The sequence below is a fragment of the Pseudonocardia lutea genome (assembly GCF_042658055.1).
Classification (GTDB): domain Bacteria; phylum Actinomycetota; class Actinomycetes; order Mycobacteriales; family Pseudonocardiaceae; genus Pseudonocardia; species Pseudonocardia lutea.
Genome location: NZ_JBHSQK010000052.1, coordinates 141,058 through 162,066, shown reverse-complemented (window position 1 = coordinate 162,066; position 21,009 = coordinate 141,058). Strand labels below are relative to the sequence as shown.

Genomic DNA, 21,009 nt, shown 5'->3' with positions numbered 1-21,009 from the left:
CCAGGTAGCAAGCAATCCGAGCTACCGGGGGAACCTCACCGCGCACGCCGGATCGGCCATCACGCCGCACTACGCCAGCTCGGAAACCGGCTCGTCGGGATCCTGCACGGCTGCCTCAAAACCCGCACCCACTACGACGAGACCACCGCCTGGGCCCACCACCACACGACCGCGGCTTGACACCACTACGTCATGGGATGTCTGACTCGGCGGGTCTTGTCGTCGACGTCGCGGAAGCGACAGCGGGCGACCCAGCGGTCGTCCTCACGCTGGACCTTGAGGTTGCCGTGTGAGCCGAGCAACAGCGGCGGACGAGCCATCGATGACCCGAGACGAGCAAGCGTCGGGTTTGATCACCGAAAACGTTAACAGGCCAGACCCACGACCTGTCTGACCTGTCAGTTCGTGTGCGCCGCGAGGGAATCGAACCCCCAACCCGCTGGAGGGGAGTCGGGTGGTCGCCCAGTGACCACGAACGGCGGTCCTGCTGGTCACACGGTCGTCGCTCCGCTGACGATCTTCTGCCGTGGTCGGTCGATGACGCGGCGATCTGGGCTAGGCGGTGACCAAAACGGTGACCGATCGACGGCCGGCGGCGGGCGGCTCGATATCAGGAGCGACGGGCTGCGACGGCGTAGGCGCTGGCATGGTCGGTGACCGACCGCAGCCCGGACACCACCCCGTCGACGTCCGCGGCGGAGCGATTCTGACTCGACCTGAACGACGCGTAGTTGCGCGGGCTATCCGTGCAGGCGGTCGAGCAGCGTGGCCAGTTCGGTCGGGGCGCTGATCATCGCGAGGTGGCCCGCGTGCAGCCACTCGACGTCGGCGGAGGTCAGGGCGACCGAGCGTTCCTGCGGGTCCGGGGTGTAGCGCTGGTCGGCGGTCAGCCGGATGTAGGTGCGGGGGACGGGGCTCGCGCACCCGGCCAGGTCGACCGGCTCGGACAGCACGGCGGAGTCGTCGACGAGGCGGTCGAGTGCGGCGGTGGCGGTGGCCTCGTCCATGTCGTCGCACAGCATGGTGTGGGCGGCGGCCCTTTCCTGGTGGTAGATCCCGCCGGCGAGCGACTGCTCCACGAGTCCGCGGACGCCCGGGTCGATCTGTCCAGCACCCGGGTGCCGTCGGGCGGGACGACCGCGGAGAGCAGGACGACGCGGTGGATCCGCCCGCCGAGCGCGGTCATGACGCGGCGGCACGGTCACCCCGGCGAACGAGTGGCCGACCAGCACGACGTCGGTCAGGTCGCGGGACTCGACGTCGGCGACCACGGCGTCGGCGCAGTCCTGCAACGTGACCCTGGTGAGGTCGGTGCGAGCGCGCGATCCGCGACCGGGAAGGTCGACCGCGAGGGTGTGGTGCGGCAAAACCTAACTGAACTCAGCTCAGCCAGGTAGAGTCCGGTCTCGACGACGGGAGGCACAGGTGCGCGCGTATCGGATGACCGGACCCGGCCGGGCCGCTCTGGTGTCGGTGCCCGACCCGGAGCCGGGGCCCGGCGAGGTGCGGCTCGACGTCCTGGCGGCCGGGATCTGCCACTCCGACCTGAACGTGCTCGATCACGGGGTCGGCGCGGGCTGGCCGCTGCCGATGACGCTCGGGCACGAGATCTGCGGGCGGGTGGCGGCGCTGGGCGCCGGGGTGGAGGGGCTCGAGATCGGCTCCCAGGTCCTCGTGCACGCCCCGCTCGGCTGCGGACGCTGCGACCGCTGCGTCCAGGGACGGACGAACTACTGCGACGAGCGGGACCGGCTGTCCGTCGCCGGCGTCGGCCTCGGGGTCGACGGCGGTATGGCCGACGCCGTCCTCGTCTCCCAGGAACGGTTGGTGCCCGCCGACGGCCTCGATCCGGTGGCGGCGGCGACCCTCACCGACGCCGGGCTCACGTCCTTCCACGCGATCAAGGGCTGCGCTGCGGATCTGGCGGATCCGGGTTCGGTCGCCGTCGTGATCGGGGTCGGCGGGCTGGGGCACCTCGCCATCGGGCTGCTGCACGCGCTGCATCCCGCCCGGGTCGTCGCGGTCGACACCCGGGAGGCGGCCCGGCAGCTGGCGCGGGACCGTGGCGCGGATGTCGCCGTGGCGCCGGACGAGGCCGCCGCCGCGGTGGCCGCGGTGGCCGGGCGGGGCGCCGACGTCGTCCTCGACTTCGCGGGCGCGCAGACGAGCATCGACCTGGCCGCGTCGTTGCTGCGGACGGCGGGGGTGCTCGTCCTCGTCGGGAGCGGCGGGGGAGTGCTGCGGGTCGCCAAGCCCGGCGTGCTGCGCACGGGATTCCGCCTGCAGCTGCCGTTCTGGGGCTCGCGGACCGAGCTCGCGGCCGTGGTGGACCTGGCGCGCCACGGGGGCCTCGCCCCGCACACCACCGTGTTCCCGCTCGCCGACGCCGACCGGGCCTTCGACGAGGTGCGCGGCGGCAGGCTGACCGGCCGAGCGGTCCTGGTCCCCGACTAGCGGGCCGACCACCCGCCGTCGACGAAGACCTCGGACCCGGTCGTGTACCCGGCGTCCGTGCTCGCGAGGAAGGCGACGGCTGCCGCGACCTCCTCGGGGCGGCCCAGCCGGCGCATCGGCGTGTTGGCCAGCATCGCGGCGTGCCGTTCCGTGCCGGCGAACCGCTCCAGCAGCGGTGCGGTCCCGATGAAGGCGGGGACGACGGCGTTCACCCGGACCCCGCGCGTGGCCCAGTGCAGAGCGGCGTTCATGGTCATCGAGCGGACGGCGCCCTTGGCGGCGGCGTAGGAGAAGCTGTTGGCCAGACCGCCCGTCGCGCCGAGGATCGAGGCGATGTTGACGATCGCCCCGCCGCCGCTGCATTCGATCACGGGTCCGGCGTGCTTCATGCCGAGCCAGGTCCCGAGCTGGTCGACGTCGACGACCTGGTCCCACCGCTCGCGGCTCTCGGACTCCACGGTCGCGGTGCTGCCGATGCCGGCGTTGTTGACCAGCACGTCCACGCCGCCCCAGTGGTCCGCGACGGCGGCGACGACCTCGGCCCAGGCCTGCTCGTCCGCCACATCGAGACCCAGCGCGAGCGTCGGCCCGTCGAGCTCGGCGCCGAGCTTCTCGCAGGCCGTGGGGTCCACATCGGTCAGCGCGACGCGAGCGCCCTCGGCGCTCAGTCGCGCCGCGATCGCGGTGCCGAGACCGCCTGTGGCGCCGGTGAGGATCACGCGGGTGTCGTCGAGTCGTCGCACAGGGTCTCCAGAAGGGTCGGGTCAGACGGCGGTGTAGCCGCCGTCGACGGGGACGGCGGCGCCCGTGATGAACGATGCCTGCGCCGAGAGCAGGAACGCGACGGCGGTCGCGATCTCCGCGGGCGCAGCCGTCCGGGCGATCGGCGGGGTGACCCGGCCGGCGATGGCGGTGCGTGTCTCGGGCCGCAGGCCGTGCGGGTCGTCGGCGCTGGACCGGGCCAGTTCCGTGGCGACCGGCCCCGGGCAGACGCAGTTCGTGCGCAGCCCACGGTCCGCGTACTCCGCGGCGAGGCTGCGGGTCAGGGCGAGCACCGCCCCCTTCGACGCGTCGTAGGCGCTGGACCGTCCGGCCGCCACCAGGGATCCGACGGAGCCGATGGTGACGATCGCCCCGGCATCGGCGCGCAGGAGGTGGGGGAGGGCGGCGCGGACGCAGAGGAAGGTCCCGGTGAGGTTGACGTCGACCAGGCGCCGCCACACGGCGAGCGGCATCTCATCGGTCGGGGTGCCGTCGGTGACCCCCGCGCAGGTCACGAGCCCGTCCAGGCCGCCCAGCGCGTCGACCGCGGTGGCCAGGGCGGCGTCCACCGAGTCGGCGTCGGCGACGTCGCAGGGAACCTCGCAGGTTGCCGCGCCGCCGTCGGTCAGGGTTCGGATGTCCAGAGCCGCAACGGAAGCGCCCTGCGCCGCGAGCAGGTCGACGGTCGCCCGTCCGATCCCGCTCGACGCTCCGGTGACGGCGATCCGCCGCCCCCGCAGCGCGGGGTCCGTGGTCGGCAGCGTCATCGCGCCTCCTCGTCGTGTCGGTGACGGCATGAACCTAACTGAACTCAACTCGGTAGGCCAGCGCTCTTGTCGCGGCATCGCCGCCGGTCTACTCTTCGGCCCCGACTCGAACTGAACTCACCTCAGTTGCGTTTCACGAAGGAGTGAAGATGCGTCCTCGACCGACGAGCGCGCTGGCCGCGCTGGCGGCGGTGCTCGCCATCGTGCTGACCGCCTGCGGCGGATCCTCGTCCGGCGGCGGGGCCGCCGACGAAGGGTCCGGCCCTATCAAGATCGGCGCGTGGATCCCGCTGTCCGGCCCGCAGGCCGCGTCGGGGGTGCCCCAGATGGAGGGGGCGAAGGCCTACTTCAGCTGGGTCAACGACCACGGCGGGATCAACGGCCGTCAGGTCGACTGGATCGTGAAGGACAACGCCTACGACCCGCAGCAGACCGTGCAGGCCGCCCGGCAGCTCGTCGGGCAGGAGAACGTCGTCGCCGTCGTCAACGCGAACGGCGTCGCCCCGTCCGAGGCCGCGTTCCCGTTCGTCCTCGAGCAGTCCCAGGTCCCGATCGTCGACCACTACGGTGGCATCGCGAGCTGGTACACCCCGTCCCGACCGCTGCTGTTCGGGACGCAGACGCTCTACGAGGACCAGGCCGCGGCGATGGCGCAGTGGGCGGTCCAGTCCGGGGCCCGCAAGCTCGTCGTGGTGCACGACGACCCGAAGGCGTTCGCCGACGTGGCCGGGCAGATCGGGCCGGCGGCGGAGCGGGAGCAGCCCGGCGTCACGACGACCGCGGTACCGGTCAAGCTGGGGACCACGGACTTCGCGCCGGCGGTCAGCCAGGTGAAGGCCGCGGGTGGTGACGCGGTGATGCTGGTCCTCCCGGCTCCGGAGGCCGCGGCGTACCTCAAGGCCGCCGCCCTGCAGGGCGTGTCGCTACCGACCTACGGCTACGCACCGACCGCGTCGGGCACCACGGTGACACTGGCCGGCCCCGCCGCCGAGGGCTTCCACTCGGTGTCGCTGGTCCGCTCGCCCACCGAGCAGACGCCGGAGATGCAGCAGTTCCGGGATGCGATCGCGAAGTACTCGCCGGGACAGCCCGCCGACTTCTCCACCCTGCTCGGCTACGCCAACGCCGCGGTCTTCGTGGAGATCGCCAAGACCATCCAGGGACCGGTGACCTCGGAGTCGATCGCGGCCGCGTACAGCAAGGCGTCGGACGTGAGGACCGGGGTCGCGCCCGACATGTCGTTCTCGGCGCAGTCGCACCTCGGCACCCGGGACGTCCAGCGGGTCACCGTCCGGGACGGTCAGTGGGTCTCCGAGGGCGACTTCGTCAGTGCGCCGGAGCGGGGGTAGGCCGTGGACCTCGACGAGGCACTCGCCACCACCCGCGCCGTCCGACGGCGCCTCGACCCCTCCCGCCCGGTGCCCGCTGACCTGGTCCGCGAGTGCGTGACCCTCGCGATGCAGGCCCCGGCGGGGTCGAACGTCGCACGGACCCGGTTCGTCGTGGTGCGCGATCCCGCGTTGCGCGGCGCCGTCGCAGACCTCTACTCCGACGTGTACCTGAACTCCTACAAGGACTCCGAGGGGTACATCGGGCGCGTGCAGGTCGCGGACGCCGAGGGGGCGGCCGCGCAGGAGCGCACCGGCCGCTCGGCGGACGCCCTGGAACGCGCGCTGCACGAGGTCGACACGATCGTCATCGCCTGTCTCGACGGTGCCCGGCTCGACGGTGCCGCCGGGTTCGCCAGCGCGTCGTTGCTGGGCGGGGTCCTGCCCGCGGTCTGGAGCATGATGCTCGCCGCGCGGGCCCGGGGCCTGGGCACCTGTTGGACGACGATGCACCTCGCGCGGGAGAAGGAGGTCGCCGAGCTGCTCGACATCCCCTTCGACACGGTCCAGCAGGTCTGCCTCACGCCGCTGGCCTACACGGTGGGCACCGACTTCCGGCCCGCCCGCCGCCCGACGGCCGCCGACGTCCTGTTCTGGGACCGCTGGGACGCCTCGGCGCCGCGCCCGCCCGCCGTCACGGGACTGATCACCCGATGAGCGAGCTGTTCCTCGTCGTGCTGAGCGGGATCGCCAGCGGCGCCGTCTACGGCCTGCTCGGGCTGGGTCTCGTGATCATCTACCGGGCCACCGACGTGGTGAACTTCGCGCTGGCGAGCATGGCCACGCTCGCCGTGTACGTCGCGCTCATGGTCGTGCAGCGCGGGCTCGGGGTGGGGTCCGCCGTGATCGCCGCGGTCCTCGTGGCCGTCGTCCTCGGGCTCGTCGTCCGCGAGCTGATGATCCGCCCGCTCGGCACGGGGCGGCTGTTCGCCGCCCTGGTGATGACGATGGGGGTGTCGCTGATCGCCGAGGCGGTGATCAGCGACGTCTGGGGGACCGAGCCGCACGCCTTCCCGCCGCTGGTGGGGGGCACCGTGACGCTCGGCTCGGCCACGCTCGCCACGCAGGACCTGGTGGTGATCGGGGTGTCCGCCGTCGCGATGCTCGCCGTGGGTTACCTCTTCACCCGCACCACCCTGGGCTCGGCGATGCGCGCGGCGGCCGAGTCGGCCACCACCGCGCAGATCGTCGGTGTGCCCGCGCAGCGGGTCGCACGCATCGCATGGGCGCTCGGCCTGGGGCTCGCCGCGCTCGCGGCGGTCCTCTACGTCCCCCGCGTCGGACTCGCGCCGACGGTGCTGGCCGCCCCCCTGTTCCGGGCGTTCGCCGGCATCTTCCTCGGCGGGCTGACCAGCATGCACGGCGCGGTGATCGGCGGCGTGACGATCGGGGTGCTGGAGAACCTCGCCGCCTCCTACGTCTCGGCGAACTTCCGCGACACCTTCGTCTTCGCGCTGACGATTCTCATCCTGCTGCTACGGCCGCAAGGCCTCTTCGGCACCCGCAGCTTCGAGAGGGTCTGAGTGCCATGATCACGACCTGGAAGGTGGCGGTGCGAGCGGTCCTCGGCCCGGTGGCCGCGGTGCTGCTCGTGCTGCTCGTCGAGAGCGGGCTCCTGCCCGGGTACCAGGCGTACTCGGTGGCCCTGGCCGCGACCTACACGATCCTGGTGCTGAGCGTCGGGCTGCTGGCGGGCTGGGCGGGCATCTGGTCCGTGGGCCATCCCGCGCTGTTCGCCATCGGCGCCTACACGGTCGCCTACGGCTCGGCGCACGGCTGGGCGTTGGAGCCGACGGTGCTCGCGGCGATGCTGCTCGCCGGCGGCTGCGGTGCGTTCCTCGGGTTCGCCGGGGCGCGCTTCTCGGTGCTCTACATCGCCCTGCTCACCCTGGCCTTCAGCCTCGTCGCGCTCGAGGTCATCAACCGCTGGGTCGACGTGACCGGTGGGGACCAGGGCGTCCCGGTCTCCGACCTGCCCAGCGTGACGGGCGCGGGCTCGCTCGGCGCCGGCGGTTCGGAAGCAGTCGTGGCGGCCATCCTGACCGCCGGGATCGTCGTCGGGATCGCCGTGCTGGCCCGCACGACGAGCCTGCGGATGCGGATGGTCGCGGCGAAGTCGCACCCGGTGGTGGCCCGTTCGGTCGGGATCGCACCGGAGGCGCAGAGCGCCCTCGCGTTCGGCGTCAGCGGCGCCGCGACCGGGCTGGCCGGCGCCCTGCTCGGGTTGATCACCGGCTTCGTCAGCCCGGAGACGTTCTCGCTGACCCTGGGGATCAACACCGTCGCCGCGGCGGTGCTCGGGGGCGTCGGCGCGGTCGGCGGAGGGGTGTTCGGTGGGATCTTCCTGGCGTTCGCGCCGAGCCTGGCCGGGCTGCTGGGCGTCGACCAGCTGATCCTGCAGGGCGCACTGTTGATCCTCGCGTTGCTGCTCCTGCCCGCCGGGGTGGTGCCCGCGCTCGGGAGTGTGCTGCGCACGCTCCTGCGGCGGGCGCGCCGGCCGGGCGAGCCGTCGGTCGGCGAGACCCCGGACGAGCCGGCCCCGACGCCGGCCGCGGAGCGACGGACGCTCGAGGTCGCGGACCTCGGCGTGGCCTTCGGCGGGCTGCAGGCGCTCGAGGGGGTGTCGCTCTCGGTACCCCCGGGTGAGGTCCTCGCGATCATCGGTCCGAACGGTGCCGGCAAGACGACGCTGGTCAACGCCCTGTGCGGCCTCGTCTCGGGCGGCCGGACGACGGGCTCGGCGACCTTCGGCGGCGTCGACCTGCTGCGGGCGCGCGCGACCCGCCGCCGGCGCCTCGGCATCGGCCGCACCTTCCAGCACGCGGAGGTGTTCACCGAGCTGACGGTCGCCGAGAACCTGCTCTGCACGACGCGGTGGACCACTCCGACACGCCGACGGGCGGTCGACGCCCTGCTCGGCAGGATCGGTCTCGCGGGCCAGGGGGACGTGCATCCCGACCAGCTGCCCTTCGGCCCGCAGAAGCGGCTCGACCTCGGGCGGGCCGTCGCCGAGCAGCCCGGCCTGCTGATCATGGACGAGCCGTTCGGCGGGCTGGACGCCGAGGAGCGCAGGCTGCTCGCCGCCCAGATCCAGGGCCTGCGCGCGGCGGGGACGTCGGTCGTCGTGATCGACCACGTCCTGGAGGACCTGTTCGCCGTCGCGGACCGGGTGGTGGCGTTCGACTTCGGCCGCCCGATCGGCTCCGGCGCGCCGGACGAGATCCTGGCCGACGACCGCGTCCGCAGCTCCTACCTCGGGACGACGTCCGCGCGGCAGCCCCGCACGTCCGCCCGCGCCGAGGGGCCGCCCGCGATCGCGCTGTCCGGGGTGACCCATCGGTACGGCGGGGTGACCGCGCTCGACGGCGTCGACCTGGCCGTGCACCCCGGCGTCGTCCTCGCGGTGGTCGGGGCGAACGGGGCGGGCAAGAGCACGTTGGGCCAGGTCCTGCACGGCACACTCAGTCCCTCGGTGGGGACACGGACCACCGACGGCGCGGTGCGCAGCAGCCTGGTCCCGGAGGGCCGGGCCCTCTTCCGGACGCTGTCGGTGCGGGAGAACCTGGAGGTCGCCGGGTACGCCGCCGGCATCTCGGGGCGGGACCTGCGGTCCCGGATCGACCAGGCCGTCGAGTGGCTGCCCGAACGCGTCCGGACCCGGCTGTCCATCCCGGCCGCGGCACTGTCCGGGGGCGAGCAACAGCTCCTCGCCATCGCTCGCGCGTTGATCGCCGACCCGCGCCTCGTCGTCGTCGACGAACCGGCACTGGGTCTCGCCCCGGCCCTCGTCGACGAGGTGTACGGACGGATCACCGGCCTCGCCGAGGACGGGGTGACCGTGGTGGTCCTGGAGCAGCTCCTCACCCGGGCGCTCGCCGTGGCGCACGAGGTGGTCGTGCTGCACGAGGGCGTGGTCCGGGCGACCGGCTCGCCAGACGAACCGGGCTTCGCCACACGGGCCGAGCAGGCCTATTTCGGGTCCCCGGTCGGCGGCGGCGTCCGCACCGGCTGACCGCCCCTTGACAGGGGCGGCCTCGGCCCTCACGATCTAAGATGAATTCAGTTCAGTTTGGGGAGGAACCATGGCAGTCGAGGACGACATCCAGTTCGAGCGTGACGGTCACGTGGCGCGGATCTGGCTGAACCGACCGCACAAGCGCAACTGCATCACCGTGCCGATGCTGCACAAGCTCGACGAGTACATCACCGAGATCGAGGCGGACCCCGAGCTCCGCGTCGTGGTGGTGCGCGGGCGGGAGAACACCTTCTCCTCGGGCTTCGACCTCGACAGCCTGCAGTCGGACTTCATCGGCACCAGCACCGCGATGGACGTCGCGGTCGTGTCGGCGAAGGTCTGCGACCGGCTCTACAACATGACCAAGCCGTCGGTGGCGGTCCTCGAGGGCTACGTGACCGCGGGCGGCTTCGAGGTGATGATCTCCTGCGACTTCGCGATCGCGGACGAGACCGCGCAGATCGGCGACTTCCACATCCGCCGTGCCCTGTTCGGCGGCGCCGGCCCGATCTACCGCCTGCCGCGCATGCTGGGCATCCGCAAGACCAAGGAGCTCATGCTCACCGGCAAGCTGCTCTCGGGCAAGGAGGCGGACGAGTTCGACCTGGTCAACGCCAGCGCGCCCGCCGAGAAGCTCGACGAGACGGTGGAGGAGTTCATCAGCCACCTCACCGACAAGAGCCCGTTCCAGATGAAGCTCACCAAGATGGCGATCGACCGCGGCCTCGACGCCGACATCGCCTCGCTGATGGTGCTCGAGCACCTGGCCGTGGGCGTCACGCTGAACTCCGAGGACGCCGCCGAGGGCGTCGCGGCCTTCCTGGAGAAGCGCGACGCCAAGTGGACCGGGCGCTGACCGCGTCGTGATCGTGTCGGCGGGCCCGCGCGGGGCGCGGGCCGCCGGCGCCACGACCGGCCAGGGCCTGTGGAGGGATGAGATGACGGAGACAGTCGACACGGCCGTCGATGCGGACCCGGTCCTCGCGAACCGCGTGCGCGCGCGGCTCGGCCTCGGCGAGACCCACGCGCTGGCCGTCCTCGAGGGCGGCCGGTCGGGCCTGACCTACACGATCGGGACAGGTTCGGACCGGGCCGTGGTCAAGGCGGTACCCCCGGGCCGCAGGGCGGTGGGACGCAACGACGTCCTCCACCAGGCCGCGATCCTGGAGGCGCTGGCCCACACCACGGTCCCGGCGCCCGCGGTACTCGCCCGCGACACCGAGCAGCCCGCCTGGTTCGCGATGGAGTTCGCCGCGGGGCAGGCCGCGGAGCCGGTCCTCGAGGTCGACGCTGCGGTCGAGCCCGCGCTGGCGCGGACCCGGATGCTCGAGGCGGCGCGGATCCTCGGCGCGCTGCACGCCGTGCCGCTCGACGTCGTGGAGCAGAGCCTGGCCGACACCGGCGGGACCCTGCCCGAGGCGATCACCGCCGACGGCGAGGTGGCCCGCTGGGCGAAGACGATGGACGCCGTGCCGGAGGACCTGCGCCCGGGCGGTGCGGAGCTGGTCGAGCGGCTGGCCGCCTCGGTGCCTGCCCCGGTGGCCCCGGTGATCGTGCACGGCGACTTCCGCCTCGGGAACCTGCTGTTCGAGGGCGCGACGCCGACCGCCCTGGTCGACTGGGAGATCTGGAGCGTCGGCGACCCGCGGGTGGACCTCGGCTGGTTCGGGGTGTTCACCGACGGGGCGCTGTTCCCCGGGTCCGGCCGGATCGTCGAGGGGCTCCCGAGCGAGGCCGAGCTGGCCGAGGCGTACCACGCGACCCGCGGTGCAGAGGGTGGCACCTCGGCGGACGCCGTCTGGTTCGGCGCGCTCGGCCGGATGAAGATGGCGGCGATCATGGGGCACAACCTGCTGCGCCACCGCATCGGCGCCCACCACGATCCCGTCCAGGAACAGCTCCCACGGACCATCACGGCGTTGATCACGGACGGCCTGCGGCTGCTGGAGGGGTCCCGGTGAGCGTTCCCACCCCGGCCGCGCTGTTCGACCTCACGGGCCGCACCGCGCTGGTGACCGGGGCGTCGTCCGGGTTGGGGGAGCGGTTCGTGCGCGTGCTCGCCGCCGCGGGCGCCACGGTCTGGGCGGCGGCGCGGCGCAAGGAGCGCCTCGACGCGCTGGCGGCCGAGGTTCCCGGGCTCCGCACGGCGGCGGCGGACGTGTCGTCGGAGGCGGACCGCGCCGCGCTCGTCGAGCGGGTGGTGGCGGAGTCCGGCCCGATCGACGTGCTGGTCAACAACGCGGGCTCCGGTAGCCCGGCGAAGCCGCACCGGGAGACCAGTACCGAGTTCGCGGACGTCCTGGGCCTGAACCTCGTGGGGCCCTTCCACCTCGCGCAGCTCGCCGCGGCCGCGGCGAGCGGACGCCCGTTGTCGATCGTGAACGTCAGCTCGATCGTCGGGCTGGTCGCCACGGCGCCGCGCGGCGGCGCGAGCTACGCGGCGAGCAAGGCGGGCCTGATCGGCCTGACCCGGCAGCTCGCCGGTCACTGGGGCCGCGACGGCGTGCGCGCCAACGCGCTGGCCCCCGGCTGGTTCCGGACCGAGATGAACGACGCGATGTTCGCCGACGACGCGTCGGTGCGCTGGATCGAGCGCAACACCCTGCTGCGTCGGGGTGGTGACCCGGGCGAGCTGGACGGGGCGCTGCTGTTCCTCGCCTCGGCCGCCTCCACCTACTGCACCGGGCAGGTCCTGGCGATCGACGGCGGGTGGACGGCCCGATGACCGCGGTGACCGAGAGTGCCCTCGCGGAGTACGCCGCCACCGCTCGGACCTGGCTGGCCGAGCGGCTCGCTCCGCGAGGCGACGCGCCGCGCGAGTCGGTGGCGGTGTTCCACGATCTCCCCTTCGACGACGAGCGTGCCCTGTTGGGACGCATCCAGGACTGGCTGCGTGCGCGGTACGACGCCGGCTACGGCGCGATCTCGTGGCCGGTCGAGCACGGCGGCGCCGGTCTGTCGGCGTTGCACGAGGAGGCCTTCGCGGAGGTCGAGCGCGAGTTCGAGACGCCCGGGCAGCACGAGCTGACCTCGGTGTCGACCGAGCTGATCGCGCCGACGGTGCAGCTGTTCGGCACGCCGTCGCAGAAGGAGATGCTGGTTCGGCCGCTACTCCGTGGGGACGCCCTGGCGTGCCAGCTGTTCTCCGAGCCGTCGGCGGGGTCGGATCTCGCGGGGCTCGCGACCCGGGCGGTCCGCGACGGCGACGAGTGGATCGTCAACGGGCAGAAGGTGTGGAGCTCCGGCGCACAGTTCGCGGGCTGGGGCGAGCTGATCTGCCGCACCGACCCGGACGTGCCGAAGCACAAGGGGCTCACCGCCTTCCTGCTGCCGATGGACACCCCCGGAGTGGACGTGCGGCCGCTACGGCAGATGTCCGGGGGTTCGTCGTTCTGCGAGGTCTTCCTCGACGACGTCCGGATCCCGGACTCGCTGCGCCTGGGCGAGGTCGGCGGAGGCTGGGGCGTCACGCTCGCCACGCTCGGCTTCGAACGGGGGTCGTCCGGGGCGAACATGGACCTGGGCGGCGGGTTCGCCCAGCTCGCGGACGACGCCCGCCGGCTCGGTCGGACCGGGGACCCGGACGTCCGGCGGGTGCTGGCGGACGTCTGGACGGCGGAGAAGGTCGCGGCGCTGTCGGCCCAGCGCGACCGGGAGACCCGGCTGGCCGGCGGCGAACCGGGTCCCATGGGCTCGCTGCGCAAGCTCGACTGGGCCCAACGACTCAAGCTCGTCTCCGAGGCGGCGGCGCTGGTGCTCGGCCCGCGGCTGGTCGCGGACGCCGGGGACGGGACCTACCGCTGGATCGAGCACTACCTGGGCGCGCCGGGCTACCGGATCGCCGGGGGTTCCGACGAGGTGCAGCGGACGATCATCGCGGAGCGCCTGCTGGGGCTGCCCGCGGAGCCCCGAGGCGATCGGGGCGTGGCGTGGAAGGACATCCCGAGATGAGCTCTCTCGACGCGGCGGTCGCGGCCGCCCGGGCCCTCGACCAGCCGCTGGCCGGTCGACGGGCGCTGGTCACCGGCGGATCGCGCGGCCTGGGCCGCGAGATCGCCATCGCGTTCGCCGCGGCGGGCGCGGACGTGGCGGTGGCCTCGCGCAAGAAGGACGCCTGCGAGGAACTGGCCGAGGAGCTGGCGTCGGCGACCGGGCGTCGGGTGACCGCGCACGCGGCGCACGTCGGCGACTGGGACCGGCTCGACCCGCTGCTCGACGAGGTCGAGCAGGAGCTCGGCCCGCTGGACGTGCTGGTGAACAACGCGGGCATGGCGCCGCTGTACTCCTCCCTCGAGGAGGTGTCGGAAGCGTTGTTCGACAAGGTCTTCGCGGTGAACGTCCGCGGCCCGTTCCGGCTGATGGCCGCGGCGGGGAAGCGGATGGTGGCCCGGGGTGGCGGTGCGATCCTCAACATCTCGTCGATGGGGTCGCAGCGCCCGACGGCGGGGGACCTGCCCTACACGGCGGCGAAGTCGGCGTTGAACACGCTGACGGCGGGGTTCGCGCAGGAGTACGGGCCGTCGGTGCGGGTGAACACGATCCTGGCGGGTCCGTTCGCCACCGACATCAGCAAGGCCTGGGACCCGGAGGCGGTGGCGCGCATGGCGCAGGACTGGCCGGCGAAGCGGGTCGGCGAGCCGCACGAGATCGTCGGTGCGGCGCTGTACCTCTGCGGGCCGCACGCGACGTACACGACCGGCGCCCTGCTCGCCGTCGACGGCGGACGGCTGGCCGCGCCGTGATCGCCGGGAAGACGACCGTCGACGACGCCCTGTTCGTCGAGACCGCGGAGGGCCCGGCGCTGCTCGGCAGCCGGTGCACGGACTGCGCGGCCCACACCTTCCCGCGCCAGGGCGGCTGCCCACGCTGCACGGGGTCGGCGATGGAGGACGTGCCGCTGTCCCGGACCGGCACGCTGTGGTCCTGGACGGTGCAGGGGTTCCGGCCCAAGCCGCCCTACACCGGCACCGAGAGCTACGAGCCCTACGGCGTCGGGTACGTCGAGCTGCCCGGGCAGCTGATCGTGGAGACCCGGCTGGTGGAGACCGACCCGGGGAAGCTGGAGATCGGCATGGCCGTGGAGCTGGTCCTCGCCCCCTTCCGGGACGACGAGTTCGGCTGGCCGGTGCACACGTTCGCATTCGTGGCGGTGACGGCATGAGCGGGGTCGCGATCGTCGGGATCGGGATGCACCGGTTCGGGCGCACCGAGGGCGTCTCGGGCCGGGCGCAGGCGGTCCACGCGGCGCGGGAGGCGTTGCGCGACTGTGGACTGCGCTTCTCCGACATGCAGTTCGGGTTCGGCGGCTCGCACTCTGCGGGCGACGCGGACACCCTGGTCTCCGAGCTCGGGCTGACCGGGCTGCCGTTCATCAACGTGGCCAACGGCTGCGCGACGGGCGGGTCGGCGCTGATCGCCGCAGACGCCGCGATCCGCTCCGGGCAGCACGACGTCGGCATCGTGATCGGGTTCGACAAGCACCCGCGCGGGGCCTTCAACACCGACCCGGCCGAGCACGGCATCGGGGCCTGGTACGGCGAGACCGGGCTGATGGTCACCACGCAGTTCTTCGGCCTGAAGATCCAGCGCTACCTGCACGAGCACGGCATCGAGCCGGGCGTGCTGGCCACGATCGCCGAGAAGGCCTTCCGCAACGGCGCCCGCAACCCGATGGCGTGGCGGCGCAAGGAGATCGACGCCGCGGAGATCGCGGCGGCACCGATGATCTCCCATCCGCTGACCCAGTACATGTACTGCTCGCCCGCCGAGGGTGCGGTCGCGTTGGTCCTGTGCCGGGCGGACAAGGCTCGCGAGTACACCGAGCACCCGGTGTTCCTGCAGGGTGCGGCGTTCCGCTCCCGCCGGTACGGGTCGTTCGAGGTGTTCTCGCCCTGGACGGCCGCGGAGCGGGCGGACTCGCCCACGGTCGAGGCGGCCGCGGCGGCGTTCGCGGCGGCGGGGATCGCCCCATCGGAGGTCGACGTGGCGCAGATCCAGGACACGGAGTCCGGCGCCGAGCTGATGCACATGGCCGAGACCGGGCTGTGCGCGCACGGCGAGCAGGAGGAGCTGATCGCCTCCGGAGCGACCGCGATCGAGGGAAGGCTGCCGGTCAACACGGACGGTGGCTGCCTGGCCAACGGCGAGCCGATCGGCGCCTCCGCGCTGCGGCAGGTCTACGAGAACGTGCTCCAGCTGCGCGGGGGCGCGGGGGAGCACCAGGTCCCGGGGGACCCGCGAGTCGGGTTCACCCATGTCTACGGGGCGCCGGGCATCTCGGCCTGCACCGTCCTGACCCGGTAGGAGCGAGTCGATGAGCTGGGGATTCGAGAACGACCCCGAGGTCCAGGAGGAGCTCGACTGGGTCGAGGAGTTCGTCCGCACCGAGGTCGAGCCCGTCGACCACGTGATCGAGCACGCCTGGAACCCGCGGGACCCGGTGCGCAACGCGCTGATCAAGCCCCTGCAGCAGCAGGTCCGTGAGAAGAAGCTGTGGGCCTGTCACCTGGGCCCGGAGCTGGGTGGGCCCGGATACGGGCAGCTGCGGCTGGCGCTGCTGAACGAGAAGCTGGGCCGCACCCACTCCGGGCCGGTGGTGTTCGGCTGTCAGGCCCCGGACTCCGGCAACGCGGAGATCCTGGCCCACTACGGCACCGACCACCTCAAGAAGACCTACCTCGAGCCGCTCGTCGAGGGCGAGATCGTGTCGTGTTTCTCGATGACCGAGCCGCACGGCGGGTCGGACCCGACGGGCTTCCGCACCACCGCGCGCCTCAAGGGCGACGAGTGGGTCATCAACGGGGAGAAGTGGTTCTCCTCCCACGCCCTGTGGGCGGAGTTCCTGATCGTGATGGCGGTGACCGAGCCGGACGCTCCGGCGCACAAGTCGATGTCGATGTTCGTGGTGCCCGCGGACACCCCGGGGATCGAGCGCGTCCGTGACGTGTCCGTGTGGGGGCACGACGAGCCGGTCGGCAGCCACAACTACCTGCGCTACACCGACGTCCGGGTGCCGGCGGAGAACATCCTCGGCGAGCGCGGCCAGGCCTTCGCCGTTGCCCAGACCCGCCTCGGCGGCGGCCGCATCCACCACGCGATGCGCACGGTCGGGCTGGTGCAGTCGGCGTTCGAGATGATGAAGCGCCGCGCGGTGTCCCGCACCACCAAGGGCGAGCGGCTGGCGGACAAGCAGCTGGTGCAGGAGATGATCGCGGACTCCTGGATCCAGCTCGAGCAGTTCCGGCTGCTGGTGCTGCGCACGGCCTGGCGGATCGACCGGTACAACGACTACCGCAAGGTCCGCGCGGACATCTCCGCGGTCAAGGCGGCCATGCCGAAGGTCCTCGCGGACGTCGCCGGGCGGGCCATCCAGGTCCACGGCTCCTTGGGCATCAGCAAGGAGCTGCCCTTCGGCAAGTGGGTCATGGAGTCCTTCCACATGGGACTGGCCGACGGGGCCACCGAGGTCCACAAGGTCAACCTCGCCCAGTTCCTGCTGCGCGGCACCGAGCCCGACGACGGCCTGTTCCCGCCCTACGTCGTCCCCATCCGTCAGGCGGAGGCCCGCTCGCGGTTCGCCGACGTGCTGGCTGCCGTGGACGACGGTGAGCACGCATGATCCCCCGGCTCACCCCGGACGCCGACGCCGAGGACCTGCGCGCGGCGGTCCGCGACTTCCTGGCACGGCACACCGAACCCGCGCGGGAGCCCGACCAGCCATGGGACCCGACGGTCTGGAAGCGGCTGGCAGGCGAGCTCGGCGTCGTGGCCCTCGACGTCCCGGAGGCGGCGGGCGGTGCGGGCGCGACCTTCCGCGAGGTCGGCGTGGTCGCCGAGGAGCTGGGCCGGTCCCTGGCCCGACTGCCGTGGTTCTCCACGGCGGTCCTCGGCGTGGGCGTGCTGCTCCACACCGGGGGGAACGACGAGCTGCTCGCCGAGCTGGCTGCGGGATCGACGACCGCGACCCTCGCCGAGCGCGAGGCGCCCGGCGGGCAGGCCACCCGGGCGGAGGAGGATGCCGGCGGGTGGCGGTTGACCGGGGGCAAGACGCTCGTCGTCGAGGGCGCCACGGCGGACCTGCTGTTCGCCGTCGCCGCGGTCGACGGGCGGTCCGCGCTCTTCGTCGTCGATGCGGAGGCCGACGGCCTCACCCGCGCACCGATGCGGGCGCTGGACCCCAACCGGCAGCTGGCGGACGTGGTGTTCGACCGGACCCCGGCGATGCTGCTCGCCGCCGACGCGCAGGCGGTGCTCGACCGCGTGCACGACCGCGCGGCCGCGGCGCTGGCCTGCGAGCAGACCGGGGGAGCAGCCGCGGCCCTGGAGCTCTCCGCGACCTACGCGGCACAACGGCTGCAGTTCGGCCGCCCGATCGGCAGCTTCCAGGCGATCAAGCACCGGTGCGCCGACATGGCCGTGCGGGTGGAGGCGGCCCGCTCGGCGTCGCTCTGGGCCGCGGCCTCCGCCGCGGACGATCCCGCGGAGCTGCCGACCGCCGCGGCCACCGCCGCCCTCGTGTGCGGCGACGCCTACCGTTGGGTCGCGGCCGAGACCGTGCAGGTCCACGGCGGTATCGGCTTCACCTGGGAGCACCCCGCGCACCTGCACGTCCGGCGGGCGGCGACGACGGCCGTCCTGGTGGCCGAGCACGCCGCGCACCGGGAGACCGTGCTCGCACGGCTCGGCATCTGAGACCACTTCGACGCAGAGAGGCGACGACCCATGCCCGACGCACCGACCCCGACCGACCCGGTCGACCTGCTCGTCCTCGGCGGCGGCATGGCGGGCATGACCGCCGCCGCCCGCGCCGCCCGGTCCGGGCTGCGGGTGGCCGTCGTGGAGCGGGCCCCGGAGCTGGGGGGATCGGCACGGTTCGCCGGCTACCTCTGGACCGCCCCGGACACCGCGACGATGGACGAGATCAACCCGCACGGGGATCCGGAGCTGAAGGCCGCCGTGGTCGGCCGGTTCGCCGACGCCGTCGCGTTCCTCCGGGACCTGGAGGTCCCCGTCGCGGACGCCGTCACGATCCTGCGGTTCGGCCGCGGCCACGCCTTCGACACCAGCCTCTACATCGACACGTGCCGGCGAGCCGTGCTCGCCCAGGGGTCGGTCACCACCGGCGCGCGAACCACGAAGCTCACGATCGACGCCGAGGGCCGGGTCTCCGGCGCGGAGCTGCTCCTTGCAGACGGCTCGACCCGCGCCGTGCGGGCCGGCGCGACCCTGCTGGCGACCGGTGGGTTCCAGGCGGACGCGGAGCTGCGTGCGCGGTACGTGCACGCGCAGGCCCGGGACGTGGCCCTGCGCTCCAACCCCTGGAGCAGCGGCGACGGGCTGCGGCTGGCCACCGAGGCGGGCGGGGCCGTGACCGGCGAGGGGAGCGGCTTCTACGGGCACCTGGTCCCGGCCCACGTGGACCTGCAGCCCGAGCACTTCGTGGACCTCGCCCTCTACTACAGCGAGCACGCGCTGCTGTTCAACCTCGCCGGCGAGCGCTTCGTCGACGAGACCGTGGGCGACCACCTGACCACCATGGCGCTGCTCGACCAGCCGGAGGCCCGAGGCCTGCTGGTGACGGACGCCCGCGGCTACCGCGAGTACATCACCGGGTCCTATGTGGAGGGCGCGCCCGCCACCGACAAGTTCGCGCTGGCCCGGCGGAAGGGCGGCCGGTGTGTCGTCGCCGACGACGCGGACGACTTCCGCGCCGTGCCGGAGGAGTGGGGCTACGACGGGGAGCGGATCGCCGACGAGGTGGCTCGGCTCGCCGGCGGGGCGCCGCCGAGCCCGCCGCGCACGATCGACCCGCGGCCGCTCGCCGAGGCGCCCTACTACGTCGTCGAGGTCGCGGCCGCGCTCACCTTCCCGTTCGCCGGGATCCGGATCGACGCGCGGGGACGCGTCCTCGGCGCGTCGGGGGACGTGGTGCCCGGGCTGTACGCGGCGGGATCGGACGTCGGTGGGATCTACGCCGGCGCCTACGCGGGTGGCATCGCCGCCGCGGCCGCAACCGGCCTCGCCGCGGCGGACGACGTGGTGGGCGCGAAGTGAACCCGGTTCGGGCCCGCGGCTAGGCTGAGCCACCGGACGAGGGAGTGGTGACGTGAGCATCGAGGCTCTGACCGAGGCGGACGACGGGCCGCGGTCCAAGCGGCCCGCGATCCTGGCCGCGGCCGTGGAGTGCTTCGGAGAGGTCGGCTACGAGGCCACCAAGTGGTCCGAGGTGGCGGACCGGGTCGGCATCGGGCAGACCGCGCTCTACCACTACTTCGAGTCCAAGGCGCACTGCCTGCTCACGATCATGCGGCTCGGGCTGCGCAACTCCGACGCCGCGTTCCGCGAAGCCACGGCGGGGGCGTCCAGCTCGTTGGACGCCCTGCGGGCCGCGGTCGAGGCCGCGTACGCGCTCTCGCCGCAGGAGGTGCAGCAGAACCGCATCCTGCAGAGCAACATCGCCCTGCTGGCCAACGAGCGGGCCTCACGCCGCGAGGAGACCGAGCGGCAGGCGTGCCGCGAGCTCGTGGCACAGGTCGAGCACAACTGGGCGGAGCTGCTCGGACGCGGAATGGCCGCGGGGGAGTTCCCCCACCGCGACCCGCAGATGATGGCCCGCAGCCTGCTCGGCCTCGTTGTCGCCGTCTGGCGCTGGTACCGGCCCGGCGGCCCGCTCGAGCTGCGGACCATCTCGGACTTCATCACCGGGTGCTGCGTGCGGATGGTGGCGGGCCGGGAGCCGGACGCCGGCTGAGGCCCTTGCCTCCGGGCCCGGGCCTGCCTAGGCTGAACCCAATCAAACTGAACTCAGCTCAGTTTTGTGGAGCCGGTCGGTCGTGGACCCTCCACGCGGGCCCACCGTCAGGGAGGACGGGTGACATGATCATCGAGGACTACTACGCGCAGCTCGACGGCGCGACGCCGCTGGCCGGGCTCGACCTGGTGGAACCGGACGTCGAGTTCCTGATCGCGCTGCCGGGCCAGGAGATCAGAGGTTCCGGCCGCGCCGATCTCGAGGCGTACATCGCCGGGCGGCCCGCCGTCGGGCGGCGCCACCGGATCGTCTCCCGTGGGACCGACGGCGACCTGGAGATGGTCTACGGGATCATCACCGAGGGCGACGGCCGGGGGACCGGCTCGTTCTCCTCGGTGGCGCTGGTGTCGCCGGACAAGCGCCTGGTCCGCTACCAGGCCTTCTTCCACCCCACCTTCGGCATGTTCCCGCTGCCCACCGGCGGTGCCGCGTGAGCGCCCCGTTCCTGGCGAAGTGGTTCGACACCCTCGACGGCGGTTCCCCGGACGACATCCTCGACATGATCGCGCCGGACTTCCGCTTCTCGATCGTGTTCGGCACCGGCGGCGAGGCGGCCCGGGACTTCGCGGGCGGCCGGGAGGCGATGGAGGGGTACCTCCGCCAGCGGGAGAAGGGCGTGCTGACCCATCACGTGCTGTCCGCCTCGACCGTCGGGTCCGACGAGCTGATGCTGGGTCAGGCGCGGCGCGGCGGGAAGTTCGAGTCGACGTTCGTCGCCGCGGCCCGGCTGGACGACTCGGGGCGGGTGGTCGGTCTGATGATCGGCCGCTCCCCGGAGTTCGACATCGAGGCCTGAGACTCAAGAGGAGACCG

General features: G+C 73.1%; 21 protein-coding genes and 1 pseudogene. 19 read left to right on the top strand and 3 right to left on the bottom strand.

Annotated elements, in window-relative coordinates; translation table 11 throughout:
- Positions 1–180: pseudogene (locus ACFQH9_RS20965) on the top strand (hypothetical protein); the annotation flags it as partial.
- A gap of 560 nt (positions 181–740) precedes the next feature.
- Here the strand turns inward: ACFQH9_RS20965 and ACFQH9_RS20960 are convergent.
- The gene (locus ACFQH9_RS20960; protein WP_379568036.1) at positions 741–1,367 is read right to left on the bottom strand and encodes an alpha/beta fold hydrolase; all 627 of its coding nucleotides are present in this window, start codon (positions 1,365–1,367) and stop codon (positions 741–743) included.
- A 73-nt stretch (positions 1,368–1,440) separates the two neighbouring features.
- Between ACFQH9_RS20960 and ACFQH9_RS20955 the strand changes: the two genes are divergently transcribed.
- A complete protein-coding gene (locus ACFQH9_RS20955) occupies positions 1,441–2,454 on the top strand; it encodes an alcohol dehydrogenase catalytic domain-containing protein (protein WP_379568034.1) in 1,014 nt (337 codons plus the stop codon).
- On the opposite strand, the gene ACFQH9_RS20950 is transcribed toward ACFQH9_RS20955, so the two are convergent.
- Both ACFQH9_RS20950 and ACFQH9_RS20945 read right to left on the bottom strand, forming a co-directional pair.
- Entirely contained in the window at positions 2,451–3,197 is a 747-nt protein-coding gene (locus ACFQH9_RS20950; RefSeq protein ID WP_379568032.1) for an SDR family NAD(P)-dependent oxidoreductase, read from the bottom strand. The genes ACFQH9_RS20955 and ACFQH9_RS20950 overlap by 4 nt on opposite strands.
- A 21-nt stretch (positions 3,198–3,218) precedes the next feature.
- Positions 3,219–3,983: an SDR family NAD(P)-dependent oxidoreductase gene (locus ACFQH9_RS20945; RefSeq protein ID WP_379568030.1), complete on the bottom strand. Its 765-nt coding sequence runs from the start codon at positions 3,981–3,983 to the stop codon at positions 3,219–3,221.
- A 149-nt stretch (positions 3,984–4,132) separates the two neighbouring features.
- Between ACFQH9_RS20945 and ACFQH9_RS20940 the strand changes: the two genes are divergently transcribed.
- From ACFQH9_RS20940 to ACFQH9_RS20860, 17 genes are all read left to right on the top strand, one after another.
- Positions 4,133–5,332: an ABC transporter substrate-binding protein gene (locus tag ACFQH9_RS20940; protein WP_379568028.1), complete on the top strand. Its 1,200-nt coding sequence runs from the start codon at positions 4,133–4,135 to the stop codon at positions 5,330–5,332.
- 3 nt (positions 5,333–5,335) lie between these two features.
- Complete coding sequence (locus tag ACFQH9_RS20935; RefSeq protein ID WP_379568026.1) at positions 5,336–6,028, top strand: nitroreductase family protein; 693 nt, start codon at positions 5,336–5,338, stop codon at positions 6,026–6,028.
- The gene (locus tag ACFQH9_RS20930) at positions 6,025–6,894 is read left to right on the top strand and encodes a branched-chain amino acid ABC transporter permease (RefSeq protein ID WP_379568024.1); all 870 of its coding nucleotides are present in this window, start codon (positions 6,025–6,027) and stop codon (positions 6,892–6,894) included. The genes ACFQH9_RS20935 and ACFQH9_RS20930 overlap by 4 nt, the downstream gene beginning before the upstream one ends.
- A 5-nt stretch (positions 6,895–6,899) precedes the next feature.
- Positions 6,900–9,383 (top strand): ATP-binding cassette domain-containing protein, encoded by a 2,484-nt coding sequence (locus ACFQH9_RS20925; RefSeq protein ID WP_379568022.1) that lies wholly within the window; start codon positions 6,900–6,902, stop codon positions 9,381–9,383.
- Positions 9,384–9,453: 70 nt separating this feature from the next.
- Positions 9,454–10,242, top strand: coding sequence for an enoyl-CoA hydratase/isomerase family protein (locus tag ACFQH9_RS20920; RefSeq protein WP_379568020.1), 789 nt, complete (start codon positions 9,454–9,456; stop codon positions 10,240–10,242).
- 82 nt (positions 10,243–10,324) lie between these two features.
- Positions 10,325–11,347, top strand: a complete 1,023-nt coding sequence (locus ACFQH9_RS20915; protein WP_379568018.1) for a phosphotransferase family protein — start codon at positions 10,325–10,327, stop codon at positions 11,345–11,347.
- Entirely contained in the window at positions 11,344–12,111 is a 768-nt protein-coding gene (locus ACFQH9_RS20910; protein ID WP_379568016.1) for an SDR family NAD(P)-dependent oxidoreductase, read from the top strand. The genes ACFQH9_RS20915 and ACFQH9_RS20910 overlap by 4 nt, the downstream gene beginning before the upstream one ends.
- Positions 12,108–13,337: an acyl-CoA dehydrogenase family protein gene (locus ACFQH9_RS20905; RefSeq protein WP_379568014.1), complete on the top strand. Its 1,230-nt coding sequence runs from the start codon at positions 12,108–12,110 to the stop codon at positions 13,335–13,337. The genes ACFQH9_RS20910 and ACFQH9_RS20905 overlap by 4 nt, the downstream gene beginning before the upstream one ends.
- Entirely contained in the window at positions 13,334–14,128 is a 795-nt protein-coding gene (locus ACFQH9_RS20900) for an SDR family NAD(P)-dependent oxidoreductase (RefSeq protein WP_379568011.1), read from the top strand. The genes ACFQH9_RS20905 and ACFQH9_RS20900 overlap by 4 nt, the downstream gene beginning before the upstream one ends.
- A complete protein-coding gene (locus ACFQH9_RS20895) occupies positions 14,125–14,547 on the top strand; it encodes a Zn-ribbon domain-containing OB-fold protein (protein ID WP_379568009.1) in 423 nt (140 codons plus the stop codon). The genes ACFQH9_RS20900 and ACFQH9_RS20895 overlap by 4 nt, the downstream gene beginning before the upstream one ends.
- Positions 14,544–15,689 carry a thiolase family protein gene (locus ACFQH9_RS20890; RefSeq protein WP_379568007.1) on the top strand — a complete coding sequence of 382 codons (1,146 nt, stop codon included), beginning with the start codon at positions 14,544–14,546 and terminating at the stop codon, positions 15,687–15,689. Before ACFQH9_RS20895 ends, ACFQH9_RS20890 begins: the two co-directional genes overlap by 4 nt.
- Positions 15,690–15,699: 10 nt before the next feature.
- Positions 15,700–17,004, top strand: a complete 1,305-nt coding sequence (locus tag ACFQH9_RS20885; RefSeq protein ID WP_379568005.1) for an acyl-CoA dehydrogenase family protein — start codon at positions 15,700–15,702, stop codon at positions 17,002–17,004.
- Positions 17,001–18,077 carry an acyl-CoA dehydrogenase family protein gene (locus ACFQH9_RS20880; protein WP_379568003.1) on the top strand — a complete coding sequence of 359 codons (1,077 nt, stop codon included), beginning with the start codon at positions 17,001–17,003 and terminating at the stop codon, positions 18,075–18,077. Before ACFQH9_RS20885 ends, ACFQH9_RS20880 begins: the two co-directional genes overlap by 4 nt.
- A gap of 30 nt (positions 18,078–18,107) precedes the next feature.
- Complete coding sequence (locus tag ACFQH9_RS20875; protein ID WP_379568001.1) at positions 18,108–19,439, top strand: FAD-dependent oxidoreductase; 1,332 nt, start codon at positions 18,108–18,110, stop codon at positions 19,437–19,439.
- A gap of 52 nt (positions 19,440–19,491) precedes the next feature.
- A complete protein-coding gene (locus ACFQH9_RS20870) occupies positions 19,492–20,136 on the top strand; it encodes a TetR/AcrR family transcriptional regulator (RefSeq protein WP_379567999.1) in 645 nt (214 codons plus the stop codon).
- A 125-nt stretch (positions 20,137–20,261) separates the two neighbouring features.
- Positions 20,262–20,630 carry a nuclear transport factor 2 family protein gene (locus tag ACFQH9_RS20865; RefSeq protein WP_358201930.1) on the top strand — a complete coding sequence of 123 codons (369 nt, stop codon included), beginning with the start codon at positions 20,262–20,264 and terminating at the stop codon, positions 20,628–20,630.
- Positions 20,627–20,992: a hypothetical protein gene (locus tag ACFQH9_RS20860; RefSeq protein ID WP_379567996.1), complete on the top strand. Its 366-nt coding sequence runs from the start codon at positions 20,627–20,629 to the stop codon at positions 20,990–20,992. The genes ACFQH9_RS20865 and ACFQH9_RS20860 overlap by 4 nt, the downstream gene beginning before the upstream one ends.
- The last annotated feature ends 17 nt before the right edge of the window (positions 20,993–21,009 follow it).